Raw genomic sequence first — 16,059 nt, forward strand, 5'->3', positions numbered from 1 at the left:
CATAGTTATGATTAAAAATTGTGTAATAATAGTATTCGCTATCCTAACAACAGGTTTTGTAAATGCGCAAGCAAATTTACTAAACGCAAAATCTGTAGACCAAATTGGTGTAAAAAGCGATCAGCAATTGGCAGCAGATAATGATGGTCCAATTCCTTATGGTTACGTAGACGACAGAGACGTTTTATGGTCTAAAGTTGTGTGGGAATTTATCGATTTAAATCAAAAGATAAACCTACCATATTACTTTCCTATAGATACAACTAATATTTCTTCTGATAGAAGATCTTTGTTTCACACAATCATAAAAGGTATAAAGCAAGGTAAAATTAAAGAAGCATACGACGATTCTTTTTTACTTCAAAAATTACACAACAAGAAATAGACCAACGTTTAATTAACGTTCGTGAAGAGAATGGTTATACAGATACTTTTAGAATCCAAACAGAAGATGTTGCAGGTTATATGATTAAAGGTATGTGGTATTTTGATAAGCGTCAAGGCGAGTTAAAATACAGAATGTTAGCTTTAGCGCCAATGGGTAAAGATGTTCAAACACTAGGCGTTCAAGAAATTGAAGACGATGAGTTGTACGAATTATTCGGATTTTCTTTCCTTCGGCAAGAGAAGTATTACACGATGCTAAAGTTTTTAATCCAAAAAATGCATCACAACCAATATCTTTCGATCATTTGTTAAATGCAAGAAGGTTTAGCTCTACTATTATTAGAGAAGAAAATATTTACGGTAATAGAGCCATAGAAGACTATGTTAGAGGTAATTCTTTATTTCAGTTGCTAGAAGCAAACAAGATTAAAGAAGACATTAGAAACAGAGAAATAGATATGTGGAATTATTAATTCGCAATTTAAATTCATACAAAACGTTTGCGTAAGCAAGCGTTTTTTTATTTGAAGCTATTTCCTGCTTTCAACACTCGCTTTTTTCATTCTTCAAAAAGAGCTCAAACAAATGTTTCAATCAGGGCTAAACTTGTTTGCAAACAATTAGAAATACTAGCTTATTAAAGCTTATTTATGTACTATTAATTATTATGAAAGTAGATTATATTATAGTTGGTTTAGGTTTAGCAGGTTTAGCTTTTGCAGAAGAGTTATTAAAAGTCAACAAAACATTTATTGTTTTTGAAGATGCGTCGCAAACATCATCTTTAGTTGCTGGCGGAGTTTATAATCCTGTAATTTTAAGAAGATTTACACCTGTTTGGCAAGCTGCAGAACAATTAGCAATTGCAATGCCATTTTATAAGCGTTTAGAAGAGAAATTACAAGAAAAATTTGATCAGAAAATAGAAATCAAAAGAGCATTTAAGTCTGTCGAAGAACAAAATAATTGGTTTTCTGCATCAGATAAAACAAGATTAAAAGAATTTTTAAATTCAGATTTAGAACATAAAAAGGTAGATGGCGTAATTGGTGATTTTGGTTTCGGAATTGTAAATGAAACCGGAAGAATTGATACGTTAAAACTTGTAAATGCATATCGTAACTATTTAGAAGACAATAATGCAATTCAATTTGAAAAATTCGATCACGCTCTTTTAGAAATATCAGAAAATAAAATCAGTTATAAATCAATTACATCTTCTAAAATTGTTTTTTGCGAGGGCTTTGGTTTAAAAGAAAATCCTTTCTTTAATTATTTACCTTTAGATGAAGTAAAAGGAGAGTTAATTACAATTCATGCTCCGGAATTAAATATCGATTTTTTATTAAAATCAGCGTTATTTTTAATCCCTTTAGGTGAAAATAAATACAAGGTTGGTGCAACTTTTAATCATAAAGATAAAACATCAGTGGCATCAGCATCCGGTAGAGAAGAATTGGTGTTAAAACTTAAAAAAGTTATAGACGTACCGTATACAATATTAGATCAAACTGCTGGTATTCGACCAGCCACTGCAGATAGAAGACCTTTTGTAGGAGTGCATCCAACGCATAAAAACTTGGCAATTTTAAATGGCTTAGGCACAAGAGGTGTAATGATAGCACCCAAACTAGCTTCTAATTTGTATGATTTTATAGAAAATAATATTGCTTTAGATGAAGCAGCAGATATAAAAAGATTTCAGAATGTATAAAACTACTTTTTAGTTTTAGGATCGTAAGAAACAAACATATTAATCCATAAAATTCTAGACAATCTTAAATTTACTGGTGCCAATAAAATTAAAGTGATAATGATAGCAGCAAAAGATTGCAATAAGCCTAAGTTAAATATTAAAGATGAAATTAAAAAGGTAGCTACAGAAAGCGCAACTGTAATACCATAATTAACATACATTGCTCCATAAAAAAATGAAGGTTCCATCATATATTTTAAATTACAGTTTGGGCAGTTATCGTGCAATTGTGTAATTTTAGAAGGATTAAAAGTGAATTTATATTTAAAAAAATCACCTTCGTGGCACTTAGGGCACTTTCCTTTAGCAATACTATATATTTTTGTTCCTTTTTTAAACATCTTAACCTTAAAATTTATATACTTTTGCAAAGGTAAATTTTTTACATCTTTAATTTAGTAACAATTATTACATTTCATGCTAAACGTTCATAATTTAACAGTTTCATTTATGGGAACTGATTTGTTTTCTCGGTATTACTTTCAAATTAAATAAAGGAGACAGAATTGGTTTAATAGGTAAAAATGGAGCAGGAAAATCTACACTTTTAAAAGTTCTTTCTAAGGATATTGAAAGTAGTGGAGGTACAATGGCGTTTGATAAAGATGTGCAAATTGGTTTTTTAAGACAAGATATAGATTTTGTTGAAGGAAGAACTATCTTAGAAGAAGCATATCAAGCATTCGAAGAAATTAAAGAAATAGAACTACAATTAGATCAAATAAACGAACAATTAGCTACAAGAACAGACTACGAAAGTGAATCTTATAGCCAATTAATTATTGATTTAACAGAAAAAACAGAACGTTACGAACTTTTAGGAGGTTACAACTATCAAGGAGACACGGAAAAAATTTTACAAGGTTTAGGTTTTAAAAGAGAAGACTTTGACAAACTAACCGATACTTTTTCCGGAGGATGGAGAATGCGAATTGAATTGGCAAAATTATTATTACAAAATAATGATATTTTGCTTTTAGATGAGCCAACAAACCACTTAGACATCGAATCTATTATTTGGCTAGAAAATTTCTTAAAAGGATACGCTGGTGCAATTGTATTGGTTTCTCACGATAAAATGTTTTTAGATAACGTAACAAATAGAACTATAGAAATTTCTTTAGGGCAAATTTACGATTACAAAAAACCTTATTCAGAATTTTTGCTTTTAAGAGGAGAAATTAAAGAAAAGCAATTACAAGCTCAAAAGAATCAAGAGAAAGAAATAAAGCAAAAGCAACACTTAATAAACAAGTTTAAAGCCAAAGCTAGTAAAGCTTCTATGGCGCAATCTTTAATGAAACAACTAGATAAAGTTGAGTTGATTGAAGTAGATCAAGACGATAATCAGGCAATGAATGTTCGATTTAACATTTCTAGAGAACCTGGTAAAATTATTGTTGAAGCAGAAAATTTGTGTAAAAGCTATGGCGATAAACACGTGTTAGAAGGTGTAGACTTATTAATAGAAAGAAATAGTAAAATTGCTTTTGTTGGTCAAAACGGACAAGGAAAATCTACACTGGCAAAAATGATGGTTGGAGAAATTCCGTTTGAAGGTCATTTAAAATTAGGTCATAATGTAGAAGTTGGTTATTTCGCTCAAAACCAATCAGAACATTTACCACCAGAAAAAACAGTTCTAGAAATCATGGAAGATGCAGCAACAGATACTAACAGAATGCGTGTTAGAGATATGTTGGGGGCTTTCTTATTTGGTGGAGATGCTGTAGATAAAAAAGCAAAAGTACTTTCCGGAGGAGAAAGAAATCGATTGGCATTATGTAAATTATTATTGCAACCATTTAATGTTTTAATAATGGATGAGCCAACAAACCACTTAGATATTGCCTCTAAAACAGTTTTAAAAGAAGCTTTAAATAACTTTAATGGTACATTAATTGTAGTTTCTCACGATAGAGAATTCTTACAAGGTTTAACTACCACAGTTTATGGTTTTAAAGACAAAGAAATTAAAGAATATTTAGGTGATATCGATTATTTCTTAGATCAACACAAATTAGAAAATTTAAGAGAAGCAGAAAAAAGAACGGTTGTAAAAGTAGCTAAAGATACTTCTAAAAAAGAAGCACATTTATTATCTAGAGAACAAGAAAAAGAGCTGAAAAAACTAAATAATAAACTCTCTAAAGTAGAAACCGAAATTGCAGATTTAGAAAAAGAAATAGAAAAAATAGACTTAGAATTGGCTAATAATTACGATGAAGTTTCATCTAGACCAAATTTCTTTGAAAAATACAAAGCTAAAAAAGCAAAATTAGATGCTGCAATGGAAGAATGGGAAAAAATAGAAGCGCAAGTTTCTAACTTCTCATAATTCTATCTAAATTTTATTCCTGATTTTAATCAGGAAACTTAAACTAAATACTAAAATTTTAAAAATTCTTGTAGTCGCAAGAATAAATGCCCATGGATTTAAACGCAACAATTGTATCAAAAAACGAACAAATAGAACTCTCTCTATTAAAAGAAAAAAATGTAGAACTTTTTATTAAAAGAGAAGATTTAATACACCCGTTTGTTTACGTAACAAGTTTAGAAAACTAAAATATAATATTGAAGAAGCAATTAAGTTAAAGAAAAAATCTGTCTTAACATTTGGTGGCGCATACTCTAACCACATCGCTGCAACTGCTGTAGCGGGTAAGTTAGCAGGTTTAAAAACGTTTGCTGTAATTAGAGGAGACGAGTTAGGTAAAAATATTAAAGAAACTTTAGAAGGAAATCCAACTTTAAGAAAAGCAGCAGAAAATGGAATGAAATTTCATTTTGTGTCAAGAGAATTGTACAGGCAAAAAACGTCTTTTGGTTTTATAGAAAAGATGAAAAATAAATGGGGAGATTTTTATATGATTCCTGAAGGAGGGACCAACGGTTTGGCAGTAGATGGTTGCCAAGAAATTTTAACAGAACAAGATTCTAAATTCGATTATATTTGTGCTGCTGTTGGTACTGGAGGTACTATTTCTGGAATTATAAAATCTTTAGAAAAACATCAAAAAGTTATTGGTTTTCCTGCTTTAAAAGGTGCTTTTTTATCCGAAGAAATTAAAAAATATACCATTCGTAAAGACAATTGGAGCTTGCAAAAAAAGTATCATTTTGGTGGTTATGCAAAATTTAATGATGAGTTGATAGAGTTTATCAATACATTTAAAGAAAAAACAGGTGTTTTATTAGACCCAGTTTATACAGGTAAAATGTTGTTTGGTATTTTAGATTTAATTAAAAAAGATACTTTTGAACAAGGCACTAAAATTTTAGCAATTCATACTGGTGGTATACAAGGAATTGATGGTTTTAACGCAAACTTAGTTAAAAAGAATCTACAAATTATAAATGTGTAATGAAGTTAAAAATTATTTTTAGTTGTGTTTTTTTATTGATTTTATGTAGCTGTGGAGCTAAGAAAAAGGTCGTAAACAAGAAAAATCCGGGTGTGGTAATTGTAGAGCCAGCACCTATAGATTTGCCATCTGTTAATGAAGTAGAATTAACAAAAAAACTAAACAAAAATAATCCTAGATTAAATAAAGAAACGCTTTCTTATATTAGAAAATATGCGCCAATTGCAGTAAAAGAAATGCACGAATATAAAATTCCGGCAAGTATAACTTTAGCTCAAGGAATTTTAGAATCTAGTAAAGGTAAAAGTGAGTTGGCTTTAAAGTCTAATAATCATTTCGGAATTAAATGTCATACTGCCTGGAAAGGTGAAAGAGTCTATCATGATGATGATGAAAAAGGAGAGTGTTTTAGAAAATACGTTTATCCGAAACTTCTTATAACGACCATTCACTTTTTTAACACAAAGAAGTCGATATGCTTTTTTATTTAATTACAATATTAAAAACTATAAAAAATGGGCTTATGGCTTAAGAAAAGCAGGGTATGCAACAGATAGAAAATATCCTGTTAAGCTTATAAAAATAATTAAAGACTATCAACTTTATGAGTTTGACAAAATTAAGAAAGGAAATTTTGTTGAAAAAGTAAAAAACCTGAATGAAGGAGAAAAGTTAGAAAAACCAATAGTTATACCAAAGGTTAAAAGCAGTTTTTATAAAGTAAAAAAAGGAGATACTTTGTATTCTATTTCTAGAAAATTTAATATATCTGTAGCCAACTTAAAAGCAATTAACAATTTAGACAGTAATATTATTTCTGTAGGACAAAAATTGTTGGTAAAAAAGTAAAAAAATATGGCAATAATAAAACCAGTAAGAGGTAAACATCCACAAATTCCATCAGATTGTTTTATAGCAGAAAATGCAACAGTTTTGGGCGAAGTATCTTTAGGTAAAGAATGTTCAATTTGGTATAATGCGGTAATTCGTGGCGATGTACACTTTATAAAAATTGGCAATAAAGTAAATATTCAAGATGGTGCTGTAATACATGCAACGTATCAAAAATCGCCAACAACTATTGGCAATAACGTATCTATTGGACATAATGCAATTGTGCACGGTTGCACAATTAAAGACAATGTTTTGGTTGGTATGGGAAGTATAATTATGGATGATTGCGTAGTAGAATCTAATTCTATAATTGTTGCAGGCGCTGTGGTTACAAAAAACACAATAGTAGAAAGTGGTAGTATTTACGCGGGCGTACCTGCTAAAAAAGTGAAAGATATTTCAGAAGAATTAATTTCTCGTGAAATAAACAGAATTGCAGACAACTACGTTACCTATTCTAGCTGGTTTAAAGAGTAATTTTTTTGGCGTTACACAAGGTCGGGCTTTACATTATATCTTTTTTTCGTTCCTCAAAAAAGGATGCCATTTCAATCCCTAACGCAATCCCAAGATTTTTAAATTAAAAAAGACCAATTTCTTAACAGAAATTGGTCTTTTTATTAATCAACTAATTCAAATATTTATTTTCTAACTCTTCTACCTTCTTTACGGTTTTTCATCCCTTTTCTTTTCGCCATTTTTTCACCTTTCATAGCTCTTTTTTGTGCATTTTTTCAAATTTTTTAAACTGTTCGTCGTTTAAAATATCTTTCATGCTATTTCTCATTGCTATTTGAGCGTCTAATCTTTTATTTTGCATTGCAAAAACTTCATCAGAAGTAGGTCTTTTTTTATCTTTTCTAGCTTTCTTTCTCTTTTCCATCTCGGCTTTTCTTTCTGCAATTTGATTAGAAATTAAAGGCTTAATTTGATTTTGTTGCTTTCTAGATAAATCTAAAGCTAGGGTCATTTTTTTAACAGTTAATTCTGTTTGTTGTTCTGTTGTTAATCTTGCACGTTTATCAGTTTTACCTCTTTGGGCTTGCGTACTTACTGTAAATGCGAATACGAATACTAAAATGCTTGCTAATTTTTTCATGTTTTTATCTTTTTAATTATTTTAATTTTATACTTTTAAGACTGTGCAAAATTGAAAAGGTTTAATTTATATTTCTAATTAACAGTATTTTAAGGTTTGTGTTTAAAGCAAAAAAAACTCGAATTCAATTAAGAATTCGAGTATTACAATATACTAATTAATCAACCCAAAAAATTAGCAACTGTTAAGCTTTATTATTGTTGTAAATGGTTTATTTTTTTAATATTTATACTTCTTTGACTGTAAAAAAGTCAAAAGGTTTAAATTTGTAATTAAATTTTTCAAAATTATTATTTCTATGCGTAAAATATTTTGGTTATTATTTTTAGTATCATTTACAATAAACGCTCAAAAAGATTCTGTAAGAGTAGATTTAAGTAACCCTAATGCTACTTTGTATACGCATTTATATTTTTTACAATCAGATTCTTATCAACCTAAAAAATCTGCTAAGACAATTTTAGGTTTACCGGAAAAAGAAGCGATAAAAAAAGTTGTAAGAATTAAAAAGGTTTTAGACGGTAAAGGTCTTTATGTAGATTTTAATAAAGTACCAAAAAATGCCAACTATAAAGATACTGTTCGATATTCTTCTTATGGAAAATATACACCTTTTCCGCAGCGAATGCCGGAAATATCTGTAGAAAAAATAGAAAACAAATGGTATTATTCTTCTGAAACGGTTGCTAAAATAGATAGTTTATACAATGCTGTTTTTCCTTGGTATGTTCAAAAGATTCAAGATTTTATTCCGAATTTGGACATAAAAAATTGTGGGCCATAGAATATTGGCAATTATTTTCTGTGCTTATTTTTATGGTATTAACCGTACTTATCTTTTTTGTTTTTACAAAATTAACGTTTGTAATTTTAAATAAAATACAGCAAAAAATTACGAAAACTACTGATATTACTTTTGATCAATCTTTAAAAAAATTGGCAAGACCAATTAGTTTATTAATTGCTATTAGTTTTTTAGATAGTGTTTTTCCTTCGTTATACTTTAGTTTAGAAATTAATAAATGGGTTTTCTTGTTTATAGATATTGCTAAGGTTGTTTTTTGGACATACGTTTTAATAAACTTAGTTCATGTTTTAATGAAGTTTTACAGTGTTTTTACAGAAAAAACACATAACCGATTAGACGATCAATTATCACCAATATTGCACAACTTCTTTGTTGGCTTGGTTATATTTATTGGTATTTTAAGGTTAGTAGCTTTATTTGGTGTAGATACTACAACAATTTTAGCAGGTGCTACTATTGGTGGTTTGGCTGTTGCTTTGGCGTCTCAAGACACAGTAAAAAATCTAATTGGTACAATTATGATTTTTTTAGACAAACCGTTTCATATAGAAGATTGGATTGAAGCCGGAGAAGTTGTTGGTACTGTAGAAAAAGTAGGTTTTAGATCTACAAGTGTACGTGCAGCAGATACATCTGTCTACCAAATACCCAATAGTAAACTATCAGAAATTGTTATAAATAACAAAGGTTTACGTTTGTTTAGACGTTATAACACAAATTTAGGTTTGCGCTATGATACTCCGCCAGTAATTAATCGAGGCGTTTGTAAAAGGCGTAAGAGAAATAATTATTGCGCATCCGAAACAAGATCTGATTCTTATAATGTAGAATTTACTGGTTTTGGAGATTCGGCATTGTTGGTAATGGTAAATGTATACTTTAAAAGTTTGGCTTGGGGTGTAGAGCAATCTTCTAAACATCGATTGCATATTGCAATAGTAAAGTTGGCAAAAGAATTAGGAGTAGATTTTGCTTTTCCGTCTACAACAGTTACTATAGAGCATTTTCCAGAGAAACAAGGTTTAAATCCTAAATATAACACGGATGCAGGTAGAATAGATACTGCAATTACAAAAGTTTTAGAAGAATTTAATAAAGAAAACCCTAAAGAAGATTAATTTTTAACTAACCGTTTTTAGCTTCTTTAAAAATTTCTCTAACTGCAATTTCGTATTTTTTTACGTTTTGAGCTTTTTTAATTTTTTTATAGGTTTTTTGCGGATTTGAAAAACTTTTAGAAAAATATTCCTGTAAACCAAGCATCTTCATTTTAATGGGAGTTGGTCCTGATAAAGCTGCATCATATTCAGTAAAAATTCGATCGTGAAATTCATTAAAAATATCAAATCTATTTTTTGGATATTCTAAAGTATCTTTCTTAATCATATTAGGTAAAAAAGGGTCAGCAATTAAGCCTCTACCAATCATCCAATGATCTATTGTAGGGAATCTTTCTTGTAGCTTTTTAAAGGCATTTACAGAGGTAACATCGCCATTATAATATAATTTGTGATTTGTATTGTCGATACATTTCTGAAAAGAATCTAAATCTGTTCCGCCTTTATACAACTGTTTTCCAATTCTTGCATGAATTGCAATGTTTTTAAGAGGATACTTGTCTAAAACAGGTAAAGTTTTTAAAATTTCTTCAGGATTTTCATAACCCATTCTCATTTTCATCGAAACCAAAACATCAGATTCATTATGAACTTTATGAAGAATATTATTTATTTTTTCCGGATCTGCAATTAAACCTGAACCCATACCGCGTTTGGTAACCATTGGATAAGGGCAACCAAGATTCCAGTTTAATTCTTTGTAGCCTAATTCTCTTATATATTTTGCAACAAATAAAAACTCATCAACATCATTTGTAATAATTTGTGGAATAACTTCTAGCGTTGTATTATTTGCCAATTCAATATCTCGCTTGTAAGAATTTTTAATAACAAGTTTACCGTTTAATCGAATATAAGGAGCGTAGAACGTATCGATTCCGCCAAAAAAATGATTGAAAGCATTTCTAAATTTATAATCTGTAAAACCTTGTAAAGGAGAAGAAAGTAATGTTTGACTCATGACAAATATTGAGCTGCAAATATAGAATACTTTTTAAAGCAAATACTAAATATAAATATCGAATCTATTAATTTTTAGAAGATTTTAAAGGTGTATTAATCCAATAATCATTCTCTAATTTTAAATCTGTTATTTTAGATTTAGACAAAGGTAAACTCTTGTTTACAAACTCTTTTTGTACGGGTAAAAGTTTATGCTCGAAGACTTCTTGTACAAAAAATTCTCTATATTGGTTTAGCTTTAAACTTGCTCTTTCATTAATTTTAAAGCCTCCGATGTCTTTTATATTTGTAATATCAAAAACAAAATTGTTTGCATAGTTGCTATCAGTATCGCTATTATTTAAATCCATTTTTTCTATTGATTCTTTATCAATATGAATAGTTAGAGTTCTTGAATTTTCTATACTAGCTTGTACATCTTTAACTTTTAATTTTTCATTTTTATAATAAATTTTAAACCTAGACCTTATTGGTGTTATACTTCTTAAATTGATTGGTCTGTTAAAAGAAACCTTAAAAGTTTTATTTTTTTGTTAAATGTTGTTTTATCAATTTTAAAATAGTTACCATTTGTTGCTTCAAAAAAATTATTAAAAGTAATGTAGTTCAAATACATTTTGTCTTTAATAGGTTTGTATGCTATGGTAACAGAGTACTGCGGATTTTTTTGAATCTGTAATACAAATTGTAGTTTAATTTATGAATTGCAAAATCTTGTTTAGAAATATAAATGGTTCCGTAAGCAGCATATTCATAACTAGTTTTTCCCTTAATCGAGTTAAAAGTTACTTCGTACAAAGGTGATTTATCAGAATAAATAATTTTTTTGAGTTTAAATTTATGATTTCTAATAAAATGCTTGTTAAATGTATTGCTAAAAGAAAAAGACATTTTATTGTAATTTCTAATTGTGTTTGTTAAGGATAAAATATTTAATTCATTACCACCTAACGGACTAATATATACGCTTTCTGAAAATTTCTTATCAGCATTATCATAAGGTATTGTAAGTGTAGAATCTTTAATAAATTTATCGTTTTCAATGTAATTATATAATAAAGATTGATTTTTTTACTCTTTAATTTATCAGTTTTAAAACCATTGTCAAAAGTTTCAATTATTGCTTCGTTAACATTTATGTAATCTATTTTTTCTTTATAATTATTTTTTTCTGATAAGAATCTCCAACTGGTTGTTGGTAATCTCTGTAATAACCAATATAAGAATGTGGTTCTGTAGGGTAATTATTTAAGATGTTTTCTATTGCTTTTCTAACAATTTGTACACCTAAAAGTTTTTTCTTTCTTTTCTTTATTGATGTTGAAATTACTACCTCGTTAAGACTGTTATTATAAACAGTTAAATAGACAATATGTTCTTTTTTATTTTTTAATGCTGATAATTTAATTTCTTTGGTTTTATAACCGATAGAAGAAATTCTTATAATTCCGTTTGATTTATATTTTCTTGGAATTTGAAATTTACCATTTACATCTGCATGCGTGCCTCTTTTTATTTTTTTAACATAACCGTTGCATATACAACGGGTTTTTTAGTTTGTTTATCTAAAACTTTAAAAGATATTTTTTCTTGCGAAAAGTTTACAAACGAGATAAGAAAAAATAAAAAGGTAATTTTTTTCATGTTATTTTTTCGATTTAAAAAGCAAAAACCACGCCAAAATTGGGCGTGGTTTTTTAAATGAACATTAATTTTTTTCTTACTTTGGATCTAAAGCTACTTCAATTCTAGCTAAAACATCTTGTAAGTGGTAACGAGAAGTTGTGTTAGAAGCTCTTGAAGCTGCATTTCTAACATCTCTTTTTAATCTAGTTAATTCTCCTCTTGCAAAAGATTTAATATCAGACTGACCAACATTTACAGAAGGTGTTCCAAAACGTCCTCTTTGGTTTTTAGCATCGTTTAATAAAAAGTCTAAACGCTCTACATGTGCTTTTTGAAGATTTCTTCTATATGTATCTATAGTTCTACCGCTATATAATTCAGACCAAATACCTTTTCTTACATCAGAAAACATAGAAACTAAATTGTAAGCTTTAGCGCCATTTAAAGTTTCATTTTCTATCATACGTGCCATTCTATCTGCACTTAAAAGACTATTTAAAGTTCTTACTTGTAAAGATCTAACTCTTTCTAAAGCACCACTAGATTGTGTTTTAGAGAAAAGGTCTTTGTCTAACATCCAAGTAGGGGTTTTAAATAATTGATTGATTACAAATTTTAAAGCTGCTTTTTGATGTGCTTTGTCTACATGTGTGTAAACAGCACCTTCTTGATCTGCAGTTTTATAGTTTTCGTAAATACCACCAACATTAGAAGAAACATGTCCCATGTATCTACCAAACTGACCAATAACTTGACCATACATTGTAGCCATTTCATCATAAGTCTGTCCTTTTTCTGTAGTCCACTCTTCTAATCTAGGTAAAATTCTTTTAAATTTTTAATACCATAATCACTCGCCTTAATAGCGTCGTCTCCTAAATCTTCAGTTTGTGCACTTGGATCTACAACGCCAAATTGCTGACGACCAAAATGATACATTGGGTTGTCTGCTTTATCTAAAATCCACTTATCTAAAGTTTCTTTTTCTTCTTCGGCAGTCTTGTCTAAAATTGGTCTATAACCCCAATTGATAGAGTATTTATCATAAGGACCAATGTCCGGCATTAAAGCAACACCTTTATCTTCTGGTTGTGCAACATAGTTAAAACGAGCATAATCCATAATAGATGGGGCAGTACCATATTTTTTTGTAAAAGTTGCAGAACGTAAAGAGTCTACAGGATAAGCTACAGAACTTCCCATGTTATGAGGTAAACCTAAAGTATGACCTAATTCGTGAGAAGAAACAAAACGAATTAAACGTCCCATAGTTTCTGTCTTAAAGTTATTGCTTCTTGCGTCTTCGTTAATTGCAGCTGTTTGTACAAAAAACCAGTTGTGTAATAAAGTCATTACATTATGATACCAGTTAATATCAGATTCTAAAATCTCTCCAGATCTTGGGTCACTTACGTGAGGTCCGTTTGCATTAGGAATCGGAGATGCTAAATATCTAATTACAGAATAACGCACATCTTCCGGGCTATACTCTGGATCTTCTTCTTTAGTTGGTGCCATTTTACCAACAATAGCATTTTTAAAACCAGCTGCTTCAAAAGCTACTTGCCAGTCGTTAACACCTTGTATAATATATGGTACCCATTCTTTAGGAGTTGCTCTATCTACGTAATAAACAATTTGTTTTTTAGGCTCTACTAATTCTCCTCTTTTAAATTTCTCAATATCTTCATCTTTAACTTCTAAACGATATCTATCTAAATATCTAACCGTTTTACTTTTTTGATCTTTTAAACCATAATCTGTTTGACCTCTAGCAAACCAACCAACACGTTCGTCAAAATATCTACGTTTCATTGGTACTTTTGGTAATAAAACCATAGAATTACTCATTTCTAAAGTAATAGAACCAACCGCACTATTAGATGGTGCTTTGTTTGCAAAGTAAGTTTTTACATGTCTTACTTCTATGTTTCTTGGGTAACTACTTACTCTATCTATATAAGAACGAGTCTTGTCCATTCTAGTAGCTTGGTAAGCTCTTCTGTAAAAATTAGGGAAACCTAATGGTTTTACATCTGTAGAAAATAAAGAAGTTGCATCTATAACAGTTGCAGTAGAATCTTTACTAAATGCTTTGATAGGGAAGGAAAATAAAATTGGTTCTAAGTTAGAGTTTACTACCGCTTCGTGCACAGGTAACAAAGTATCTGCAACAACGCTATGCGAAACAACTCTTAATAAGATTTGTTTGTTTTTTTCTCCCAACGTAAAACTTGTGTGTTTGTTTTACCACCACCAAAACCAATACCGCTGGCAGTTTTAGCAATTCTTGTTACCATTAACATTTCTCTTCTTAAAAGAGAATCTGGTATTTCAAATAAATAAGAATTATCTTTTTGGTGCACTTTAAACAAACCTTCGTCTGTTTTGTGTTCTTTTGTTACTACCTTACTATAAGGCTGAATTCCACCTTTTTTAGGTTTAGGTTTCGGTTTTGCTACAGTTTTCGGTGCTTCTTTTTCTTTTTCTTCCAAAATTGAGCAGAAGATTCAGTAGAAAAACCAAATACGAAAGCTACTAAAAGCAGCCTAGTAAGTATTTTTTTGTCATGATATATTTGATTAATATTATAACTTTCGAAGTTACGTAAACAAAAAGTTAAGACTTCTTAAAAAATTGTTAAAGAGAAAACCTGCTTACTGTTAAATTTTGAGCATAAAAAAAGCCTTTAGATATATCTAAAGGCTTTTAAAAGTTTGTATAATTTTATAGATTAAATGCCGCTTTTACTTTGTCTACATAATCTAATTTTTCCCAAGTAAAAGTTTCTACTTCTTCAGAAACAGTTTCTCCCATTGGATTAGAAAAAGTTACTGTTTTAATTTCTGGAGTTCTACCCATGTGGCCATATGCAGCAGTTTCAGAGTAAATTGGCGTTCTTAATTTTAAACGTTGTTCTATAAAATAAGGACGCATGTCAAAAATTTCTTCTACTTTTTTACTGATTTCTCCGTCGGATAAACCAACAGTTGCTGTACCATAAGTTTCTACGTTAATACTTGTAGGTTTTGCAACACCAATTGCATAAGAAACTTGTACTAAAACTTCTTTACATAAACCGGCAGCAACTAAATTTTTTGCAATATGTCTAGTTGCATAAGCTCCAGATCTGTCTACTTTAGAAGGATCTTTTCCGGAGAAAGCACCACCACCGTGTGCACCTTTACCACCGTAAGTATCAACAATAATTTTTCTACCAGTTAAACCTGTATCTCCATGAGGTCCACCAATAACAAAAACGCCTGTTGGGTTGATGTGATACGTAATATTATCTGTAAATAATTTTTGAATATGAGCAGGTAATTTTGCTACAACTCTAGGAATTAAAATTTCAACGATATCTTTTTTAATTTTTGCTAACATAACATCATCAGACTTGTCAAAATCGTCATGTTGAGTAGAAATTACAATCGCATCAATTCTTTGCGGAACATTATCATCAGAATACTCTATAGTTACTTGAGATTTAGCATCCGGTCTTAAGTAAGTAATGTCTTTGTTTTCTCTTCTTAAAGCTGCTAATTCAATTAAAAGCCTGTGAGACAATTCTAAAGCCAAAGGCATGTAGTTTTCTGTCTCATCTGTAGCATAACCAAACATCATTCCTTGGTCTCCAGCACCTTGTTCTTCTGGTTTTGCTCTATCAACACCTTGGTTAATATCTGGCGATTGTTCGTGAATTGCAGATAAAACACCGCAAGAATTTCCGTCGAACATATATTCTCCTTTTGTATAACCAATTTTATTAATTACATCTCTTGCAATTTGCTGTACATCTAAATAAGTTTTAGATTTTACTTCTCCAGCCAATACAACTTGCCCAGTTGTAACTAATGTTTCGCAAGCTACTTTACTTGTTTTATCAAAGGCTAAAAAATTATCTATTAAAGCATCAGAAATTTGATCTGCTACTTTATCAGGATGTCCTTCAGAAACACTTTCTGAGGTAAATAAATATGACATAATATTCTTCTTTTAAATGTTGTAGGAAATTAAAATTGATTGCATAGTCGCTAAAA

The 16,059-nt window shown here is 29.8% G+C and carries 12 protein-coding genes and 4 pseudogenes; 9 read left to right on the forward strand and 7 right to left on the reverse strand.

Annotated elements, in window-relative coordinates; all coding sequences use genetic code 11:
- Positions 1-7: 7 nt before the first annotated feature.
- Both porN and ACZ1HD_RS02565 read left to right on the forward strand, forming a co-directional pair.
- A pseudogene (gene porN, locus ACZ1HD_RS02560) lies at positions 8-860 on the forward strand (type IX secretion system ring subunit PorN/GldN).
- A 194-nt stretch (positions 861-1,054) separates the two neighbouring features.
- A complete protein-coding gene (locus ACZ1HD_RS02565; RefSeq protein ID WP_375241084.1) occupies positions 1,055-2,101 on the forward strand; it encodes an NAD(P)/FAD-dependent oxidoreductase in 1,047 nt (348 codons plus the stop codon).
- Positions 2,102-2,103: 2 nt separating this feature from the next.
- On the opposite strand, the gene ACZ1HD_RS02570 is transcribed toward ACZ1HD_RS02565, so the two are convergent.
- The gene (locus tag ACZ1HD_RS02570) at positions 2,104-2,514 is read right to left on the reverse strand and encodes a DUF983 domain-containing protein (protein ID WP_472688571.1); all 411 of its coding nucleotides are present in this window, start codon (positions 2,512-2,514) and stop codon (positions 2,104-2,106) included.
- Positions 2,515-2,560: 46 nt separating this feature from the next.
- Between ACZ1HD_RS02570 and ACZ1HD_RS02575 the strand changes: the two are divergent.
- From ACZ1HD_RS02575 to ACZ1HD_RS02595, 5 genes and pseudogenes are all read left to right on the forward strand, one after another.
- Positions 2,561-4,481: pseudogene (locus ACZ1HD_RS02575) on the forward strand (ABC-F family ATP-binding cassette domain-containing protein).
- Positions 4,482-4,573: 92 nt separating this feature from the next.
- Positions 4,574-5,511, forward strand: a pseudogene (locus tag ACZ1HD_RS02580) (1-aminocyclopropane-1-carboxylate deaminase/D-cysteine desulfhydrase).
- Positions 5,511-6,002 carry a glucosaminidase domain-containing protein gene (locus ACZ1HD_RS02585; protein WP_472688572.1) on the forward strand — a complete coding sequence of 164 codons (492 nt, stop codon included), beginning with the start codon at positions 5,511-5,513 and terminating at the stop codon, positions 6,000-6,002. The pseudogene ACZ1HD_RS02580 and the gene ACZ1HD_RS02585 overlap by 1 nt, the downstream one beginning before the upstream one ends.
- A gap of 7 nt (positions 6,003-6,009) precedes the next feature.
- The gene (locus ACZ1HD_RS02590) at positions 6,010-6,360 is read left to right on the forward strand and encodes a LysM peptidoglycan-binding domain-containing protein (protein ID WP_472689440.1); all 351 of its coding nucleotides are present in this window, start codon (positions 6,010-6,012) and stop codon (positions 6,358-6,360) included.
- Positions 6,361-6,366: 6 nt separating this feature from the next.
- Positions 6,367-6,882 (forward strand): gamma carbonic anhydrase family protein, encoded by a 516-nt coding sequence (locus tag ACZ1HD_RS02595; RefSeq protein ID WP_472688573.1) that lies wholly within the window; start codon positions 6,367-6,369, stop codon positions 6,880-6,882.
- A 232-nt stretch (positions 6,883-7,114) separates the two neighbouring features.
- On the opposite strand, the gene ACZ1HD_RS02600 is transcribed toward ACZ1HD_RS02595, so the two are convergent.
- Complete coding sequence (locus tag ACZ1HD_RS02600; protein ID WP_472688574.1) at positions 7,115-7,504, reverse strand: hypothetical protein; 390 nt, start codon at positions 7,502-7,504, stop codon at positions 7,115-7,117.
- Positions 7,505-7,802: 298 nt separating this feature from the next.
- Here ACZ1HD_RS02600 and ACZ1HD_RS02605 point away from each other — a divergent pair, with 298 nt between their 5' ends.
- The gene (locus ACZ1HD_RS02605; protein ID WP_472688575.1) at positions 7,803-8,288 is read left to right on the forward strand and encodes a hypothetical protein; all 486 of its coding nucleotides are present in this window, start codon (positions 7,803-7,805) and stop codon (positions 8,286-8,288) included.
- Positions 8,276-9,430: a mechanosensitive ion channel family protein gene (locus ACZ1HD_RS02610; protein ID WP_472688576.1), complete on the forward strand. Its 1,155-nt coding sequence runs from the start codon at positions 8,276-8,278 to the stop codon at positions 9,428-9,430. Before ACZ1HD_RS02605 ends, ACZ1HD_RS02610 begins: the two co-directional genes overlap by 13 nt.
- A 7-nt stretch (positions 9,431-9,437) precedes the next feature.
- Here ACZ1HD_RS02610 and ACZ1HD_RS02615 read toward each other — a convergent pair whose 3' ends face one another.
- The 5 genes and pseudogenes from ACZ1HD_RS02615 to metK all read right to left on the reverse strand — a co-directional run bounded on the left by ACZ1HD_RS02615 (position 9,438) and on the right by metK (position 16,003).
- Entirely contained in the window at positions 9,438-10,391 is a 954-nt protein-coding gene (locus ACZ1HD_RS02615; RefSeq protein ID WP_472688577.1) for a tRNA-dihydrouridine synthase family protein, read from the reverse strand.
- A gap of 67 nt (positions 10,392-10,458) precedes the next feature.
- Entirely contained in the window at positions 10,459-10,743 is a 285-nt protein-coding gene (locus ACZ1HD_RS02620) for a hypothetical protein (protein ID WP_472688578.1), read from the reverse strand.
- Positions 10,744-11,537: 794 nt separating this feature from the next.
- Entirely contained in the window at positions 11,538-11,933 is a 396-nt protein-coding gene (locus ACZ1HD_RS02625) for a carboxypeptidase-like regulatory domain-containing protein (protein ID WP_472689441.1), read from the reverse strand.
- Between the two features lie 180 nt (positions 11,934-12,113).
- Positions 12,114-14,597 (reverse strand): annotated as a pseudogene (locus ACZ1HD_RS02630) (zinc-dependent metalloprotease).
- Positions 14,598-14,746: 149 nt separating this feature from the next.
- Complete coding sequence (gene metK, locus ACZ1HD_RS02635) at positions 14,747-16,003, reverse strand: methionine adenosyltransferase (protein ID WP_079738107.1); 1,257 nt, start codon at positions 16,001-16,003, stop codon at positions 14,747-14,749.
- Between the last annotated feature and the right edge of the window lie 56 nt (positions 16,004-16,059).

Source organism: Polaribacter sp. HA6-7 (genome assembly GCF_055693625.1).

Excerpts from the sequence above, each read along its gene's own strand:
- ACZ1HD_RS02565 (WP_375241084.1), top strand. The coding sequence starts at position 1,055 with ATGAAAGTAGATTATATTATAGTTGGTTTAGGTTTAGCAGGTTTAGCT.
- ACZ1HD_RS02585 (WP_472688572.1), top strand. The coding sequence starts at position 5,511 with ATGAAGTTAAAAATTATTTTTAGTTGTGTTTTTTTATTGATTTTATGT.
- ACZ1HD_RS02595 (WP_472688573.1), top strand. The coding sequence starts at position 6,367 with ATGGCAATAATAAAACCAGTAAGAGGTAAACATCCACAAATTCCATCA.
- ACZ1HD_RS02600 (WP_472688574.1), bottom strand. The coding sequence starts at position 7,504 with ATGAAAAAATTAGCAAGCATTTTAGTATTCGTATTCGCATTTACAGTA.
- ACZ1HD_RS02605 (WP_472688575.1), top strand. The coding sequence starts at position 7,803 with ATGCGTAAAATATTTTGGTTATTATTTTTAGTATCATTTACAATAAAC.
- ACZ1HD_RS02615 (WP_472688577.1), bottom strand. The coding sequence starts at position 10,391 with ATGAGTCAAACATTACTTTCTTCTCCTTTACAAGGTTTTACAGATTAT.
- ACZ1HD_RS02620 (WP_472688578.1), bottom strand. The coding sequence starts at position 10,743 with ATGGATTTAAATAATAGCGATACTGATAGCAACTATGCAAACAATTTT.
- metK (WP_079738107.1), bottom strand. The coding sequence starts at position 16,003 with ATGTCATATTTATTTACCTCAGAAAGTGTTTCTGAAGGACATCCTGAT.